This is a genomic window from Levilactobacillus lindianensis, assembly GCF_003946095.1.
Classification (GTDB): Bacteria; Bacillota; Bacilli; order Lactobacillales; family Lactobacillaceae; genus Levilactobacillus; species Levilactobacillus lindianensis.
This window is the reverse complement of sequence record NZ_RHOD01000034.1, coordinates 1-15,685: the sequence shown is the minus strand read 5'-3', so window position 1 is coordinate 15,685 and position 15,685 is coordinate 1. Positions and strand designations below refer to the sequence as shown.

At 49.8% G+C, this 15,685-nt stretch carries 20 protein-coding genes; 2 read left to right on the top strand and 18 right to left on the bottom strand.

Annotated features, from left to right (window positions below):
- Positions 1-461 precede the first annotated feature (461 nt).
- Positions 462-851, bottom strand: a complete 390-nt coding sequence (locus EKM70_RS10230; protein ID WP_125547585.1) for a CvfD/Ygs/GSP13 family RNA-binding post-transcriptional regulator — start codon at positions 849-851, stop codon at positions 462-464.
- A gap of 37 nt (positions 852-888) precedes the next feature.
- Positions 889-1,476, bottom strand: a complete 588-nt coding sequence (locus EKM70_RS10225) for a peptidylprolyl isomerase (protein ID WP_125547583.1) — start codon at positions 1,474-1,476, stop codon at positions 889-891.
- 123 nt (positions 1,477-1,599) lie between these two features.
- Here EKM70_RS10225 and EKM70_RS10220 point away from each other — a divergent pair, with 123 nt between their 5' ends.
- Positions 1,600-2,109 carry a phosphatidylglycerophosphatase A family protein gene (locus tag EKM70_RS10220; RefSeq protein WP_125547581.1) on the top strand — a complete coding sequence of 170 codons (510 nt, stop codon included), beginning with the start codon at positions 1,600-1,602 and terminating at the stop codon, positions 2,107-2,109.
- Positions 2,110-2,213: 104 nt separating this feature from the next.
- The gene (locus EKM70_RS10215; protein ID WP_125547579.1) at positions 2,214-2,876 is read left to right on the top strand and encodes a VTT domain-containing protein; all 663 of its coding nucleotides are present in this window, start codon (positions 2,214-2,216) and stop codon (positions 2,874-2,876) included.
- A gap of 47 nt (positions 2,877-2,923) precedes the next feature.
- On the opposite strand, the gene EKM70_RS10210 is transcribed toward EKM70_RS10215, so the two are convergent.
- The 16 genes from EKM70_RS10210 to EKM70_RS11535 form a co-directional block, all read right to left on the bottom strand.
- Positions 2,924-3,553 carry a TIGR01906 family membrane protein gene (locus tag EKM70_RS10210; RefSeq protein WP_125547576.1) on the bottom strand — a complete coding sequence of 210 codons (630 nt, stop codon included), beginning with the start codon at positions 3,551-3,553 and terminating at the stop codon, positions 2,924-2,926.
- Positions 3,546-4,340: a TIGR01457 family HAD-type hydrolase gene (locus EKM70_RS10205; protein WP_125547574.1), complete on the bottom strand. Its 795-nt coding sequence runs from the start codon at positions 4,338-4,340 to the stop codon at positions 3,546-3,548. The genes EKM70_RS10210 and EKM70_RS10205 overlap by 8 nt, the downstream gene beginning before the upstream one ends.
- 12 nt (positions 4,341-4,352) lie before the next feature.
- Positions 4,353-5,090, bottom strand: coding sequence for a YutD family protein (locus EKM70_RS10200; RefSeq protein WP_125547572.1), 738 nt, complete (start codon positions 5,088-5,090; stop codon positions 4,353-4,355).
- Positions 5,087-6,484 (bottom strand): bifunctional metallophosphatase/5'-nucleotidase, encoded by a 1,398-nt coding sequence (locus EKM70_RS10195; protein WP_125547570.1) that lies wholly within the window; start codon positions 6,482-6,484, stop codon positions 5,087-5,089. The genes EKM70_RS10200 and EKM70_RS10195 overlap by 4 nt, the downstream gene beginning before the upstream one ends.
- 59 nt (positions 6,485-6,543) lie before the next feature.
- Positions 6,544-7,152 carry a metallophosphoesterase gene (locus tag EKM70_RS10190; protein ID WP_125547568.1) on the bottom strand — a complete coding sequence of 203 codons (609 nt, stop codon included), beginning with the start codon at positions 7,150-7,152 and terminating at the stop codon, positions 6,544-6,546.
- Between the two features lie 12 nt (positions 7,153-7,164).
- On the bottom strand, positions 7,165-8,013 hold the full coding sequence (locus tag EKM70_RS10185; RefSeq protein WP_125547566.1) for an aldo/keto reductase: 849 nt from the start codon (positions 8,011-8,013) through the stop codon (positions 7,165-7,167).
- Between the two features lie 121 nt (positions 8,014-8,134).
- Positions 8,135-9,535 (bottom strand): amino acid permease, encoded by a 1,401-nt coding sequence (locus tag EKM70_RS10180; RefSeq protein WP_404819871.1) that lies wholly within the window; start codon positions 9,533-9,535, stop codon positions 8,135-8,137.
- Between the two features lie 202 nt (positions 9,536-9,737).
- Positions 9,738-10,928 (bottom strand): acetate/propionate family kinase, encoded by a 1,191-nt coding sequence (locus tag EKM70_RS10175; RefSeq protein ID WP_125547562.1) that lies wholly within the window; start codon positions 10,926-10,928, stop codon positions 9,738-9,740.
- A 15-nt stretch (positions 10,929-10,943) separates the two neighbouring features.
- Positions 10,944-11,966, bottom strand: a complete 1,023-nt coding sequence (locus EKM70_RS10170) for a class I SAM-dependent methyltransferase (RefSeq protein WP_125547560.1) — start codon at positions 11,964-11,966, stop codon at positions 10,944-10,946.
- 265 nt (positions 11,967-12,231) lie between these two features.
- Complete coding sequence (locus EKM70_RS10165) at positions 12,232-12,639, bottom strand: competence protein ComGF (RefSeq protein ID WP_225416433.1); 408 nt, start codon at positions 12,637-12,639, stop codon at positions 12,232-12,234.
- A 23-nt stretch (positions 12,640-12,662) separates the two neighbouring features.
- Entirely contained in the window at positions 12,663-12,866 is a 204-nt protein-coding gene (locus EKM70_RS10160) for a hypothetical protein (RefSeq protein ID WP_125547556.1), read from the bottom strand.
- The gene (locus EKM70_RS10155; protein ID WP_125547554.1) at positions 12,838-13,284 is read right to left on the bottom strand and encodes a pilus assembly FimT family protein; all 447 of its coding nucleotides are present in this window, start codon (positions 13,282-13,284) and stop codon (positions 12,838-12,840) included. Before EKM70_RS10155 ends, EKM70_RS10160 begins: the two co-directional genes overlap by 29 nt.
- Positions 13,277-13,582 (bottom strand): competence type IV pilus major pilin ComGC, encoded by a 306-nt coding sequence (locus tag EKM70_RS10150; protein WP_125547552.1) that lies wholly within the window; start codon positions 13,580-13,582, stop codon positions 13,277-13,279. The genes EKM70_RS10155 and EKM70_RS10150 overlap by 8 nt, the downstream gene beginning before the upstream one ends.
- Positions 13,575-14,543, bottom strand: coding sequence for a type II secretion system F family protein (locus EKM70_RS10145; RefSeq protein WP_225416432.1), 969 nt, complete (start codon positions 14,541-14,543; stop codon positions 13,575-13,577). The genes EKM70_RS10150 and EKM70_RS10145 overlap by 8 nt, the downstream gene beginning before the upstream one ends.
- A 112-nt stretch (positions 14,544-14,655) precedes the next feature.
- Positions 14,656-15,519 (bottom strand): competence type IV pilus ATPase ComGA, encoded by an 864-nt coding sequence (comGA, locus tag EKM70_RS10140; RefSeq protein WP_225416431.1) that lies wholly within the window; start codon positions 15,517-15,519, stop codon positions 14,656-14,658.
- On the bottom strand, positions 15,503-15,685 hold a 183-nt coding region (locus tag EKM70_RS11535; RefSeq protein ID WP_225416430.1), incomplete at its 5' end, for a hypothetical protein. The genes EKM70_RS11535 and comGA, both read right to left, overlap by 17 nt.

Here is a 15,685-nt window from a genome sequence, read left to right as displayed (position 1 = left end):
GATGATGGCTTGAATAGCTCATCGATTGTTGTTACTTTTTTTATAAAAGCGAATTGACTTCGCAAATATTGTTTGGGTTTGATATAAATATCAAACCGCCCTACACATATTTGGTTTGTCGAAACAATGTTCAGTTTTCAAAGGTCTACCTTGCCGCGGTTAACGTACCGCCGTGACAACTTTTAAAGTATAGCATGTTGAGAAATTACTGTCAACAACTTTTTCAACGACTTGTATATATATTCAATAACACAAATCATTTAATCAAATCAGTTAGTCGCAACAGACAACATAAATCATTGTAACAGTCAGTGTTTAACACGTCAAGCATTGTTTTAAATTTGTATGGCTATTCAACCACTTAATTTTTATGCATTTGCGTCTCAAACAGCAACAGGTAATATCTTACCAATCATCCCCGATCAGGTCAAGCAGTTTTTTCAGAAAAAAAAGACGTTCCTCTAAGAGGGCGTCTTCTCCTGGTCTAAATTGTTTAAGGCCTCGGCTTTCCAGCCCGCCAGCCGCTCATCAATCGGTTCAAATCCGATATTAATTCGATGATTCGTCCAGTAGTGTCGATGCTGGTGTTCAATTGGTTCCGACCCGAGGTCAACGTGTTCTAAACATCGTAGTGACAGGCTAATCTTACCCGTATATTCATCAATATCTAGAATCACCACATTAACTTCTTCATTAACTTTCAAATAATCGTGAATATCTTTGACGTACCCACAGTGACATTCCGAAATATGAATCAAGCCTTGACGGTGTCCGCCCAAACTGACGAACGCGCCATAAGGCTGAATGCCCGTAACTCGCCCTGTGACCTTCTGACCAATCTGAAATGCCATCGTCTCACCTCATTAGTTCAGTCTACCTGAGAACAATCTACTCGATAACCGTAACCTTGTCCATCGTAACAGGCGTTGCAGGCTGGTCACTGGCATCGGTCTTAACCTTAGCAATGGCATCCACGATGTCCATCCCCTCGATCACTTGACCAAAGACCGTGTGACGGAAGTCCAACCAAGGTGTCCCACCATCTTTATAGGCCGTAACAATTTCATCGGGAAAACCAGCATCACGCATTTGACTTTGCATCTGTTCCGTCATATCCGTATCCTGAACGATGAAGAACTGACTACCATTGGTATTGGGACCGGCGTTAGCCATGGATAAAGCCCCCCGCAAGTTATACAGTTCGGATGAGAATTCATCTTCAAAAGGTTGGCCCCAGATACTTTCGCCACCCATACCAGTACCAGTTGGGTCACCACCCTGAATCATAAAGTTAGGAATCACGCGGTGGAACGTCAACCCATCATAATAACCGGCTTTCGCATGGGTCACAAAGTTTTCAACCGTCTTTGGTGCTTGCTCGGGGAAGAGCTGCAGCTGAATTGTTCCCATAGATGTTTCAATACTTACCTTGGGGCCCTGGGCGTTAGCCAAGTCAATTTGTGGAAACTTTGTCATAATTATCCTCCATATCTTTTAACACTATCTAAACGTCTATTATCACCGCCAACGCTTAAAAATGCAAACGATGACTCCGGTGCTATACTAGATGCACATCACAATTCAAAGGGGACTTCATTCATGGCCAAACCAACTACTGCCTTAAAACAACGTACCATCGCGTTACTCAATCAACGGGGCGTCACGCTCCCTGACATCGCGCAACTCGTCATTTTTCTCCAAAAAGACTACATTAAAGACCTGGATGCCGAACTGGCTCTCGACAGCGTTCAAACCGTTCTCAGCAAACGCGAAGTTCAAAATGCCGTCATCACTGGAATTCAACTCGACATCTCGGCCGAAAAACACGAACTCTTAGAACCACTTCAAACCATCGTCGAACGCGATGAAGGTCTCTACGGTGTCGACGAAACCATGGCCCTATCAATCGTCGATATCTATGGATCCATCGGTTTTACCAACTATGGCTATATTGATCGGACCAAGCCTGGCATCCTCGCCAAACTAAATGCCCACGAGCCGGGTATTATCCACACTTTTCTTGATGATCTGGTTGGGGCAATTGCCGCAGCCGCTGCCGCCCGGCTCGCCCACGATGATATCGGCGAACAGGATACGCCTTTTCATTAATAAATCTTCATGATTCTGTTAAGTTTCCGCGATTTCTCTGCTTTATCCGACAAGATCCCTTATAATGTGGCTACATTAAACTATCGGAGAGGGAGAATTATCACATGGCCTACTTAATCGACTTTGTCCTGCACATCGATGCGCACTTAGTCAATATCGTTAATACCTTTGGAGGATGGACTTACTTCATCTTGTTTGCAGTGGTTTTCGTGGAAACGGGTGCCGTCATCCTGCCATTTTTACCTGGTGATTCGCTATTATTCGCCGCAGCTGCCTTGGCAGCCAATCCCGCCTATGGCCTTAACATCTGGCTATTCGGTGGATTATTCCTTCTTGCCGCTGTCGGTGGAGACTCACTTAATTTCTTCTTAGGCCAACGAGCTGGAGCCGCCTTGTCTAACCATTCATGGTTTGGCCGACTCATCAATAAGGATAAATTAGCCCAGTCGGAAAAATTCTTTCGCAAGCACGGACCGCTCGCCATCTTCTTGGGACGGTTCATGCCAATCATCCGAACCTTCGTGCCCTTCACGGCCGCCGGTTCCCAATTCCCTTATCGTCGGTTCCTCCAATACAATGTGAGTGCTGCCATTACATGGGTCCTAATCTGCTGCGGTGGAGGTTACTTCTTCGGTAACATTCCCTTCGTCAAGGCCCACTTCTCAGCCGTCGTTCTAGGAATCATCATTATCTCACTGATTCCTGCCATCGTTGGCTGGCTCAAGGGGCGACAAAAACCAGCGTCACGCACACCGGAAGAAGATTAATCAGTCAATTTAAAAAGCGCAATCGACTTAAATCGATTGCGCTTTTCTTATGCCCGTTTAATGGCTTGACGCCCTCGCCAGTAAAGCCAGCCCAGACCTGCTTCGAAAAGTAGGAATGCCAAGACAAAGCAATGCAGGAAGAACGTATCTGGCAAAGCCGTGATCACCGGATCGAGATCTGGATCAAACAGCCAGTCATTATTTCGAAATAGCACCTCGTGAAAGGCCACGAAGAATCCTTGAAAATTAATCGCCATGCTGGCGGCCAAGACTAATGGTACCACCGCAGCCACCTTGATCGGTCGTAATAACTGCCACTCGGCTGCCTCCCGTCGCAATTGCCGCAAGTAGAGCCACGCTGGCGTGATGGTCACAATGAAAACCAAATTATTAATTAGAAACAATGTTTTAACATCGTGAAAGTGAACCATTCCCGTAAATGAAGTGGGAAAATCAGACATACTTAAATCCGTGACCCAAGGAAACTCCAGGTAGGCAAGCATCTGACCATAGTTATGCATCAGGCGTGCGGTACTCATCCCCACCGTTCGGCTAATATGAAGCCAACTAATATCCAAGCGATACAGCCAAACAGAATTAATCGTCAAGAGAATACTCAGCGTCACCAAGGCCAAAAAGACGGCCGTTAGTCCGATTGTCCGCTGCCATTTAGCCACGCGGCCCCACCTCGAAATCCCAATGATCCAAAGAGGGCACCGTATAGGTTGGCGGGACGTCCTGGGCGGCCACCTGATCTGGGGTCGAGACCCCCGTATAGACCAGTAACGTGTCCACGTGAGCGTGAATGCCTGCCAGGATGTCCGTGTGATAGTTATCCCCAATCATGAGCGCGTGTTCAGGGGCTACTCCCAGTTGCCGTAGCGAATTCTGTAAGATGATGGGCTCTGGTTTACCAATCATAATCGGCTGCTGCTGCGTGGCATAGCGAACCAGATCAACCAGCGCTCCCGCACCCGGCATCAAGCCCCGAGCCTTAGGAATATTCGAATCTGAGTTGGTGCCGATAAACGTCGACCCACTCCGGACGGCTAACACTGCCTTGGCGAATTTCTCATAGGTAACATCGCTATCCAATCCAACAACGACGTAGGTCGGATGCTCCTCGTCAACGGTAAAACCTTTCGTAGCTAGTGCCTGTTTCAACCCAATTTCACCGACGACATAGACCGTACGCTTCTCGGTCTCCCCGGCGATTTGGTCTAGATAATCCGCCGTCGCCAGCCCTGCCGTGTAGACGTTCTCAGGTGTGACATGAATATCATGGTTGTGGTCAAGATTATTCACCACGGCCTGTGGTAGCTGGGTGGTGTTGTTCGTGACAAACTTAAAAGGGATTTGGGCCGCTTGAAGCCGTTCGATAAACCGCTTGGCCGCTGGATAACGCTTGGTGCCCGCATACACGGTCCCGTCCAAATCAATTAAATAAGCCTGGTAGTCTTTCAACGCAAACTCTCCCTACTCTTCTTTTTTCTGCCGAATGGTAAAGTGTCGCCGACCCTGACCACCAGTCGCAACGGTCACCGTCTTGGTGGCCTTTTCGGCTGGTTTCGTCGTCTGACGGCGCTCTTCAGTATATGGATGGGCCGTGTTACGGTGACGCGAATGTCGTGAACGCCGTCGCCGAGATCCATTGTTGGCCCCACTCGTTGACTTGGGCTTCTGGGCCCCCCCATCATGCCCTTTGTTGGCGACTGGCTTAGCCGTTGCTGCCTTCTGGGGAGCCTTCGACTGTTGCGCAGTCTTTTCGCCCTGTGGCCGTTTACTCTGACCCGAACCACCACGGTTACGCCGCCGGGAGCGACTGCGCCGTGGCTTAGGAGCGGCCTTCACATCTAAGTTATGCAAAATAAAATAGGCACACCCAAAATTACAGGATTCATACAGATAATCTTGTACGGCGTCAATCTGATTTTGTTTGGCTCCCGCACGATCTTCCGCATAAAATCCCTTCAAACGTAATTGCTCAAAGCCCCAGTCGCCCACAATGTAGTCAAATTTACTCAAAATGGTACTAAACCGTCGTGAAAACTCCAAAAAGTCGAAGCCATTCCGAACGTTTGCGACCAGCTCATACGGGTGGCCGTTGATCGTCAGGTGGGTTTCATCCCCCCGTACCACTTCGGCAACTGGTTCTCGACTTTCGCGTTGCTCGGCAACGAGTGCCTCCAATTCCTTACGATCCAACGTCTTCATCCTTTCCGGTCTGTGTTCAAGGGATAATGTCGTCCGAGATACTGGGCGAACACCTCCCGCAATAAGTCATGATAAAAGAGTTCATTCTTTCCAACAATTGAAATCGTTGGGAAAAACGGTACGAATAAGTAGTGATCCACAACCGCTAGCGTGTACTGACGAATCGGGGAGACTGGCTCACCGCGCCAAGTGACCTGGTGAGTCTGCGGATCATAGGCAATCCCCAGATAATTCAGCTCACCAAAGACCTTACCGCGAAAGCCCATGCCGCGTTGTGGAAAATGCCGCAGAAAAAGTCGGGCTTGTTCCGCTTCCTGAATCAAACGCCAGAGGTCGTACCCATTGAGAGTCACGCGCATGACGTGCATGCTGTGCGGCAGGATCGTATGTAATTGGTCCTGTGTGACCACGCCGCGCGGCAAGTCATGGAGAAATAGTCCTGAGTTCAGCATGGCCGCCTGGGTACCCGCGTACTCCGCGATAGCATGCAGCCCCTCCTGAACGATCCGGGGATGGCCAAATGGATCCGCCTCCATGGTCGCCGGAATTTTCGCTACCCGCTGCTCGGCTAAGATGTCGTGACCCATCTGTTCCAGATTCGCAATCTCAGCCATATCTGCCGGTAATACCGGCAAGTCCGCTGTGGTCACGACACCGGCGGTTCCCTTCAGCAAACGGTGGTCCGAGCCCACCTCGAGTTCAATTCGCCCGACGTACCGTCCAAATTTGCCGGCAGCAGCCAGCAGACTCTGTCCCTGCTGTTCGCCATGCACCAAGAGATGGTGGGTGTGACTGCCAATAATCACGGTCAGTTGCGGAAAGCGTTTGGCTAGTTGCCGGTCCACATTAATCCCTAGGTGGGACAGCAAAACACAGAGATCGTACTGCCCAGCATACCTTGCCAAGAGCTGTGTTAACGCACGATCGGCTTGCACAACCGCCCACCCCAGTAAAGGATAGGTTAATTGATAGGGCGCGGTAAGCCCTAGTACCAGGACTCGGGTACCAGCTGGCGTCACTAAGAGCCGATGATCCTGAGCCCAGTCCGGTCTCTCCTGAGTATCAGCCGTCAACAGGTTTCCCAGAACAACTGGAAAATTCGCATAGTCATAGAGCTGATTTAATTGTTTATGGTTGAGTGTCAGCCCTTCGTTATTCCCGATAGTCACGGCATCATACCCGATCTGGTTCATCAGGGTCACGTTGCGTTGGCCTAGAGTGGCTTCCGTCACCGGATGAGCCCGGTCAACATTGTCCCCCAGGTCAAAAGTATAGACGGCATTGCCAGCAGCAAGATCATGTTCTTTGGTGGCTAACAGATACCGCCGGATTCGAGGCCAATTTTCGAAATGGGAATGGAGATCATTCGTGTGTAATAACGTGATACGTTCCATGCTGACACTCCTTTAACACTGAGTTTAATCCTACGGCATCCGGAGACCCCGGTCAAGCGCTATTGCTTTTCCTGGAATTCCTGAGCCTTTCCGGTGACCATCTCTTCGATTTCTGAAGTGGCGAACGGGGTTCCAAATGGCACCTTTTCCGCTAGGTAGCGCTGTTCAGGGGTATCAACTCCGACATTGATATTCTCTTTGACGGGAACGGCATAGTGATGAATATGGCCGTGCAAGTTGATAATCTGATTGACGATTCCCAGCATCATAGGGTAATGGGTCATGTAATACTGCCGATGGTCATATTTAATCAGCACCCCGACATCATGAAAACTATACTTGGGCTGACCATGATCGACGGGATTGTGTGCAGCTAAGTACTTGAAGAGCGCGCGACTATCATGATTCCCCTTGATTAGTTCAAGGTGCCCATTGAGTTGCGATAGCACGTTAGCCACCGCCTCATCCGATTTCACGGCAGGCTTGGTAAAGTACAGGGCGATATCCCCCAGGTGGTACACGGTATCCGTAGGCGCCACACGAGCGTTCCAGTTATCGATAATCGTTTGATTCATTTCATCCACCGAAGCAAATGGCCGGGGAGCAAAATCATTCATCCCCAAGAGATCCGCATGAAAGAAATGCGTATCTGACGTAAAATATTGCAAAATGACGCCTCCTTATAGAATATCTAACGGTGTTGCCGTCGTGGGCTTGGGAAACTGGTGATCCAGCGCCGAGAGCTCATCGGCAGTCAGAGTCAACCGCGCCGCCGCAATATTGGCCTGCATGTGTGCCACGGAACTCGTCTGAGGAATTGCCAGTACTTGGTCATGACTGATGACCCAAGCCAATAAAATTTCATAGATACCAACTCGATGAGCCGCCGCAATCTCTTTTACCACCGGATTGCTAGCTAGCTCATGCCCATGGGTGTCCCCTTGAGCAATCGGTGAGTACGCAATGAACGGAACGTCATGTGCGCGTTGCCAGGGTAAGACGGCATATTCCACGCCTCGACTCCCTAAATGATAGAGATCCTCATTGGCGGCCACCTTAGGACCAGCCGGTAACGCCCAAAGTTCCTGGAGGTCCGCCGCATCAAAGTTAGAAACACCCCAACGGCGAATCAGTCCGGTTTCTTGGAGGCGTTGTAGTTCTGCGATTGTTTCTGACAGTGGCACGTTACCACGCCAGTGATACAGGTAAAGATCCAAATAATTGGTCCGTAGGCGGTTAAGACTGGCTTCTAAACTGGTCTGCATCCGATCCCGGGACGCATTTTCTGGCAGGACCTTGGAGATTAAGAAAAGGTCCTCTCGTTTAAAGGGTACCAAAGCCTCGCCGACCAAGCTTTCGGAACGACCAGAGCCATACATTTCCGCTGTGTCGACGACGCGAGCTCCAGCCTGGATTCCCGCTTGAATCGCCGCAATCTCCGACTCCCGTCGATCCGCGTGATCGCCCATATGCCAGGTACCAATCCCAATTGCCGGAACCGTGGTTCCATTAAGCGTAACTTCTCTCATCACAATTCCTCCAGTATTTTCAATTACTCCTATCGTAGCACTTAAATCCCAACTTCGCCGCCTTCAAAGATCCAAAAAGGCCAACTTCCCTACGGAAATTGGCCTGATTATTATTTATCAACTAGTCATCTGGGTCACTAACCGCCATTGCCTGACGACGATCGTGAACCCGCTTGCCCCAGCTCAAGGTGACGAGCCAGAGAATTGACCCCATGAGGGCAATCAAGGTATCCGTCCGGAACAGGAGAACCACCCCAACCATGGCAAGAAATGCCAGAATCAGGTAGTCACTCAGTGGGAAGAATGGCATCGAAAATCCGTGACCAGCCTGTCCGGTTGCCAGCAATTGCTTCTTATACTTCAAGTGAGCCAATACAATTAACCCCCAAATAAACAAGAAGCAGGTCGTGGCCACACTAGCAATAAAGGAAAAGACGTGTCCTGGCATGATGAGATTAAGGAAAACAGAAATCGCAATGACCAACGTGGAGAAACGTAGTGCATGCACGGGTACCTGTTGCTTAGACAAGGTCCCCATCCGCCGATCAAATCGACCTTTCCCCTGATATGTCAGGGAGAAGAGCATCCGTCCCGTTGTAAATAAGGAGCTGTTGCAGGCCGAAGCCGCAGCGGTCAAGACAACAAAGTTGATGACGGCCGCTGCCGACTTGATACCCACGTTCTTAAACACCTGAACAAAGGGACTGCTGGTTGGCGAAACAGCTTGCCAAGGGTAGATGCACATCAACGCGATAAGCGATCCCAAGTAGAAAAGAATGATCCGCATGGGAATCTCGTTGATTGCCTTGGGAATGACTTTCCGTGGGTTGGCCGTTTCTGACGCGGTCATCCCCACCATTTCGATCCCCACGAAACTGAAAAGGACCATCTGAAAGGCTAGGAAGAAGCCTTTAGCCCCGTGGGCAAAGAACCCGCCTTGCGTGAGATTCATCACGCTAGCGTGCCCGGCCGGTGTCGGAAAATGAACAGCGACCATGTAAGCCCCGGCTAAAATCAAGGCAACGATCGCCACAATTTTAACGATCGCAAACCAGAATTCGGTCTCACCAAAGGCACTCACCGTCACTGAGTTAAGTGCCAAGAGAATTCCTAACATCACGATTCCTGTCACCCACTGTGGCAGCTGTGGGAACCAGAATTCCATGTATTGACCAGCGGCCGTCACCTCGGCCATGGCAATCGTAATCCAGCAAACCCAGTAGGTCCACCCCGCAACGAAACTGAGATTGTCACCTAAGTAGCGTTGAATAAAATCAATGTAAGAATGCACATTAAGGTCTGAGAGCAGGAGCTCTCCTAAAGCCCGCATAAGTAAAAAACACATAATTCCCGTAATAAGATAAGCGAGAATGATTGCGGGGCCGGCCAAATGAATTGATTGGCCCGCTCCCAGAAACAGTCCCGTACCGATTGTACCCCCAAGCGCAATCAGCTGGACGTGTCGGCTTTGCAATCCGCGAGAGAATTCTTGCTCATTGTTAAGTTGACTGTCTTTCATCATATCCTCCCCTTTGTTGAATAATATTATACACACCCCCACTGGTAATACCAATCTATGAGCTGGTAAGGGCAGTGACCGAATTTTCCCGTAGCCCCGCGGTTATGCACTTTTTCTCACTTTTGAAATTATAAGGTGAAATTTATTCAACTAACGAACAAAAAAAGAACACCCCATCTCTGGCGTGTTCTCTGGATTGATTTAATTATTTACGAAGCCGTTCAATATCGCGAACGATCATTAACTCTTCATCCGTTGGAATCAACAACGTCTTAACCGTTGACCCATCCTTACTCAAGTCGCGTTCAACCCCACGAATATTGTTCTTTTCAGGATCAACACCGATACCAAAGTAAGCTAGCTTATCGGCAACTTCTTGACGAATCGTAATATCGTTTTCACCAACACCCGCCGTGTAAACGATGGCATCGACACCACCTAATTCGGCGATGTATGCCCCAACGTAGCGAACGATCCGGCTGATAAAGATGTCCCGTGCCAACTTAGCACGGTGGTTCTTGTCTTGAACCTTTTCCAGGTCCCGCATATCCGCAGATACACCAGAAACACCCAGCAAACCAGACTTCTTGTTCAAAATATTGATCATGTCGTTAGGATCCTTGATGTTGAGTTTTTCCATCAAGAAGGATACTAAGGAGGCATCAATATCACCTGAACGGGTAGCCATTTCGATCCCGGCTAATGGCGTGAAGCCCATGGACGTATCGTAAGACTTACCATTCTTAATCGCCGTGATAGAAGCACCAGCTCCCAAATGCAAGGTGATCAGCTTCAAGTCTTCAAGTGGCTTACCTAACATGGCAGCGGCACGACCAGCCACGTAACGATGACTCGTCCCGTGGGCCCCATACTTCCGGGCCCCATACTTTTCGTAGTATTCATAAGGGATTGCGTACATGTAATTGACTTCTGGCATCGTCGTGTGGAAGGAGGTGTCAAAGACGGCAACACTCAGGACGTTTGGTAAAATCTTCTTAAATGCCTTGATTCCCATTGCGGCCGCTGGGTTATGCAGCGGTGCATATTCGGAAAGGTCTTCAATCTTTTGTAGCACGTCGTCATCGATAACTGCGGAGTCCTTGAATTCTTGGCCCCCGGCCACGATTCGATGACCAATCCCAGTGATTTCGTTAAAGTCCTTAATGATCTTCAATTCTGTCAATTGGTCTAACATCAATTGAATGGCTTCCTTGTGATCGTCAACATCTTGGTGGGTTTCGTACTTCTGTCCATCACCATACTTGATTTCAACTAAGGAGTTACCCAATCCGATTCGTTCAATTGCCCCTTCGGCAATAACTGATTCTTCAGGCATTTGGAACAATTTGAACTTCAATGTAGAACTTCCGGCATTAATTGCTAATGATTTTCCCATGTGATTTTCTCCTTCTTATGAGCGGTCCGTCAGTAGATTCTGTTCTTCCCACTGGACGATCTCCGCCACAAACTTTTGAAATGCTGATTGATTCTTGAATGAAGGGAACTCGCCCAACATCACCTGTTCAACTTGTTTAGCCCCGGCACCCGGCTTCTGTAAGATCAGAATAGCCTTCTGTGCGTTGGCGTTCATGAACAGTTCACTTGGCAAGTTTAAGAGCCCTTGCAAGTAGGCATTTTGTGCCGCCCACTTCAACAGTCCCTTGGCTTCGTCAGTTTGGAAGAGCTGGGTTGGTACTAAGAAGACGCCGACGCCACCCGGGTTCAACTGGTTTACCGCCTGCTCTAATAACAGGTGATGAACGAATGAATGTCCGGATTTGGCATGTGTCTCGAAATTAGCGGCGTTGTCATCAATCGGATAGTACCCAATTGGTAAGTCGGCGACGATCAAGTCGCTGGCTGGAACTAACAGCCGTTCCAAGGCGTCTTGATGAATGAGTTCAACCGGTAATTGTTGCAAATCACTCGAGGTTTGCGCAATCGCCAGCATGGTATCGTCGTTGTCGACCCCATAAGCCGAGATATCACCGGCAACGACTTCCTTGAGTTGTGACAAGACGGCCGTCAGTAGATTCCCGGTTCCCACGGTTAAATCCAGTACTGACAAGTGTTGCTTGCCCTTCTCAAGACGGGTCACCAGATAGCCCATGATATAAGCAATGGTATCTGGCGTTAGTTGGTGATTGGCCTGAATATCATCGACTCGAATGGCTTTCAACATGGCCAGTTGCACGGCCCGTCGCACCGTTTCGGCCGTCATCTTTTGCCAGTCGGCTCCCTGATAGAGGGTCGTCAATTTGGCGGCTGTCTGATCGTCTGGCTGGCCATCTTCGACCTGCACTCGACCATTTAGTAGGTTATCTCCCGTTTCAATGAACGCATCTAAATAGGATGTTTTTAGCGCTGTCTGAAGAATCGTTGTCGATTCATCCAAAACTTTGAAGAGCGCTTCAGTCTGTTCTTGTGACAGCACGCTTCGCCTCCTTGGAAAATTTGCAGAATACATTGTTTCTGCTATCTATACTACCGATTTTCCCAAAGTTATTCAAGCAATCTTTGCCGTTGCTTCGGCGAACGACCGTGCTTTATATCACGCCGTCTTTCCTGTTCAAGTCGTCTCGTTACTTGCCAGGTACTCCGAATTAACGCGTTAGTTGTCTCGCGCCTGGCTGCCTGAGCGACACTGAGGAGACCTAAGAAGAGACTAACCATCATCAAAAAGAACAAGGCCCACAGCGTTAAGAACCCCCGTCGCCGCGCAAATCGACCAGTGTTGTTTGCCAAGACAATCCCTCCTGTTTTAGGCGAAGTCGAACGACCCCCGCCGTTTTTGTTACGGTCCAATCCATCGCTGTGACTTGTCGTAACAACGGATAATAGCCCTGGCCGTTCTCATTGGTTAGCCGTAAAACGCCCTTATGGTTGACGCCTAGACGAAGGGCATGACGCGTCGGTTTGGCATCAATCAGCTCTAAGCTATGCCGGTGAACGGTCGTCACGCGATACCGACCCGGTTGCTCCAGAATCTGGATCACTTGATACCAGGCAATGGGGTCCCATCGCATCGGCCGCATGAGTCCGCGCGCAGTCCCGGTAGCCAAAACAAACATCCCCGCAGCCACGACCAGTGCCAGTATCCCCTCCACGAGCGTGAACCCCTGTCGTTTGATCACGATCGTTTTAAACTGGCGATGAGTGCGCGATCATGAGCCACCCGCGCGAGTTGTAACTCGCGCTCACGGATCCGTTCGAGCCGTTGCGTTGTCAAAATCATCTGCTGTGCCAGGATTACGGTTAATGCCACGATACTCAGGGCCAACAAGGCATCCGGTAAGAGCCAACCCTCACGGGGCTTCAGTCGTCGCTTCCACATAGATCAATGCGCCTCCAATCTGAAATTTTTGTTGCCAATAATTTCCGCTAAACCGGCTATGCCACCACAAAGTTTGTGCGGTACTCACACCATTACGACGAATCTCTAGATCCGCCGCTGGCGGTAGTAAACGTAGTCCCGGTGGGGCCATCACGGTTCGCATTTGACGGTGAGTTTCTCCGTCACGAAAGGTGGTCCGGCCACTATGAGGATCAATATGGACGTCCACTATCCTTCGGTGGGTCAAGGCCCACTGACGACCGGCCGTCCAAGCCTGTTGCCAGGCTGGCCAGAAGGCTCTTTCTGAAGCGATCTGGTGTTGATGGCCGGCTTGGAATCCAACCAAGGTAGTTAGCCCCGTAACAATGACTAATACCAGTAGTGTCTCATAAAGAGTGAAGCCTTGATGTCTAACCACTGGCCTGCGTATGATCGGCCACAATCGTAATTCCCTCCCTCTTCGCCTCAGAAACTTGTTGCGTCGTCAAATAACCTGACTTTTCCAGGACACCGTAATCGACGGTCGTTGCCGTTTGATGATCATCCAAATAAGCGGTGACTTGTCCCTGTACGACAGTCATCATGGCGCCACGGTGAATCCCTTGAGCTCGATGCCGCTGGCCACTTAAATTAGGCAAGATAATCAGAACCAATAACGAAATAATAAAGAGCACAATGGTCATTTCAACCAACGTAAACCCGTGTCGTTTAGCCATGCGTCACTCCTTGTAAGTTTGCATACATGGGAAGTAATAGACTCAGATACGCACCGACGATCAGTAAGGCCACCACCCCTAACAATAAAGGCTGCACCACCGCCAGAGCCCCCTCCCAACGTCTCGTCAGTTCACGATACTGCATCACCCCAAAGGCCTGTAGTTCTCTAGCCAACTGAGGCGTCGTGCTTCCCTTCTGTAAAAGCACCACCAGTTGTGGCGCAATATAGGGTTGTTGCTGTAGCCAGGTGGTGGGGGCTTGCCCCAAGGCCAATCGTTTCTTTAACTCCGACGCCAACTGGGCCAGTAATGACTCGACTGGGAGTCGCTGTAACACCGTCAGCATCTGCTGAACACTTAGCCCACTCTGCACAAGTTGGCCTAATGTCGCTGCGAGATAGTAGGCATAGTAGGCGCGAAAGAGTCGACCGAGAATGGGCCACCTGAGATAACTTGTGGCCCGCTGAAGACTAGTTCGCTGTCGCCACCAAGCAAGACTAATCACGCCACTGGCCAGACTAACCAGACCACCGCCTACAGTTAGATACAGCGGCCAGGGAAAACCTGCCGCTTCGCTTGCCCCCATGCCAGCCTGTAGCTGTGGCAAGACCCCAATTTGCAGAGCTAGAAATAGTCCCAACATGCTCACTAATAACCCTGCAGGATAGACGAGTAATTGATGCAGGCGTTGCCGCTGGGTGGCCATCAGTCGTAACATTTCAGCGGCATGTTGGAGGCCATCGCCTAGTTCGCCATAAGTCGTCATGGTCCATAACTGAAAATAAACATTGGGTTGTAGGTAAGGCGCCAATAATGGGATAAAAGACTGGCCACTGGCCAACTGTTGTTCAATCTCGCCAACCACCGCCGGTAACGACGGATCAACCAGGCGTATAAAAGTCACGGCTTGTTTGAGGGAGAAGCCACTGGCTAATTGGTCGGCTAATAATTGACAAAACACGGCTTGGCTCGCTAATGGCCACCTACCCTTCTTTGAACCGTTGACCCACTTGAGCAGAGATCGTCCCCATACGCTGTGCTTTTTCAAGATCTTGGCGCCACCTTTCAGTCATTTAATTAGATGTTTTAAATAAGTCGGGCCCCGTGACAATATCAAATAAAATGGCGGGCCCCTGATGCTGTCGCGGAATCAAGCGCTGGTAACAGGCCGCAGTAAGCCCCTGTCGTAAGACGTCTTCGGCCACCCCTAATTCTCGCAGTCGTGTCACCGTCCCCTGGGCGTTTTTAGCGTGGACGGTACTCAGAACCAGATGACCGCTTAGACTGGCCCTAACCGCCGCCTGAGCTGTCAGGGCGTCACGAATTTCACCAATGATGAAGACATCCGGTCGATGACGGAGCCCCACCTTGATCAGGGCCTCATAGGTCATCCCCGCAGCGGCATTCACCTGAAGCTGAATAAACTGGGATTCCCTAATCTCCACCGGGTCCTTGATACTGAGTACCACCGAATTTCCTGCAAGCTGGGTGGCCATGGCATACATTGCTGTCGTCTTGCCTGACCCCGTGGGGCCCGCGAATAGGATTAACCCCCGGCGATGGCTAAGGGCACTGAGCTCTCGCGACTGTCCCGCTGCCAAATAGGTTGCCTGTAAGGTGTCATAGGGATAGATGAGTCGCACTACTAATGACTCCCGACCGGCAAAGTCGCCCACCGTCGATAGTCGCAGATCTACCGGCATTTCTGCCGTTTGCCAAGCTAGTGATCCCACCTGTGGTCGCCGATTCTCGCTAACAACCATATTGGCATGAAACTTCAGATACGTTAACAATTGTTCTCCAACCGTCGTGGAGACCTCACGCCACAACTGCCGCTCCTGAAACCCTCGTAGATACAATTGATAGCCCTTTTCTCGAGGCAACACATAGATATCACTGGCCCGAATGGCCCAGGCCGCCTCAATAACTGCTGTCACCAACTCTGAAATCATTCGCTACCGCTCCCCTCTTTAAGGCTAAATCCGTTAAATAAACCGAATTCGTGTAAAAAAAGGCAAAAAAAAAGGGTTCTATACTTTTTCCTGTTGATGGATTGCCAGAGTGGTAATCTATTAACAGGATTTTTTTGTAAATTAAAAGCCC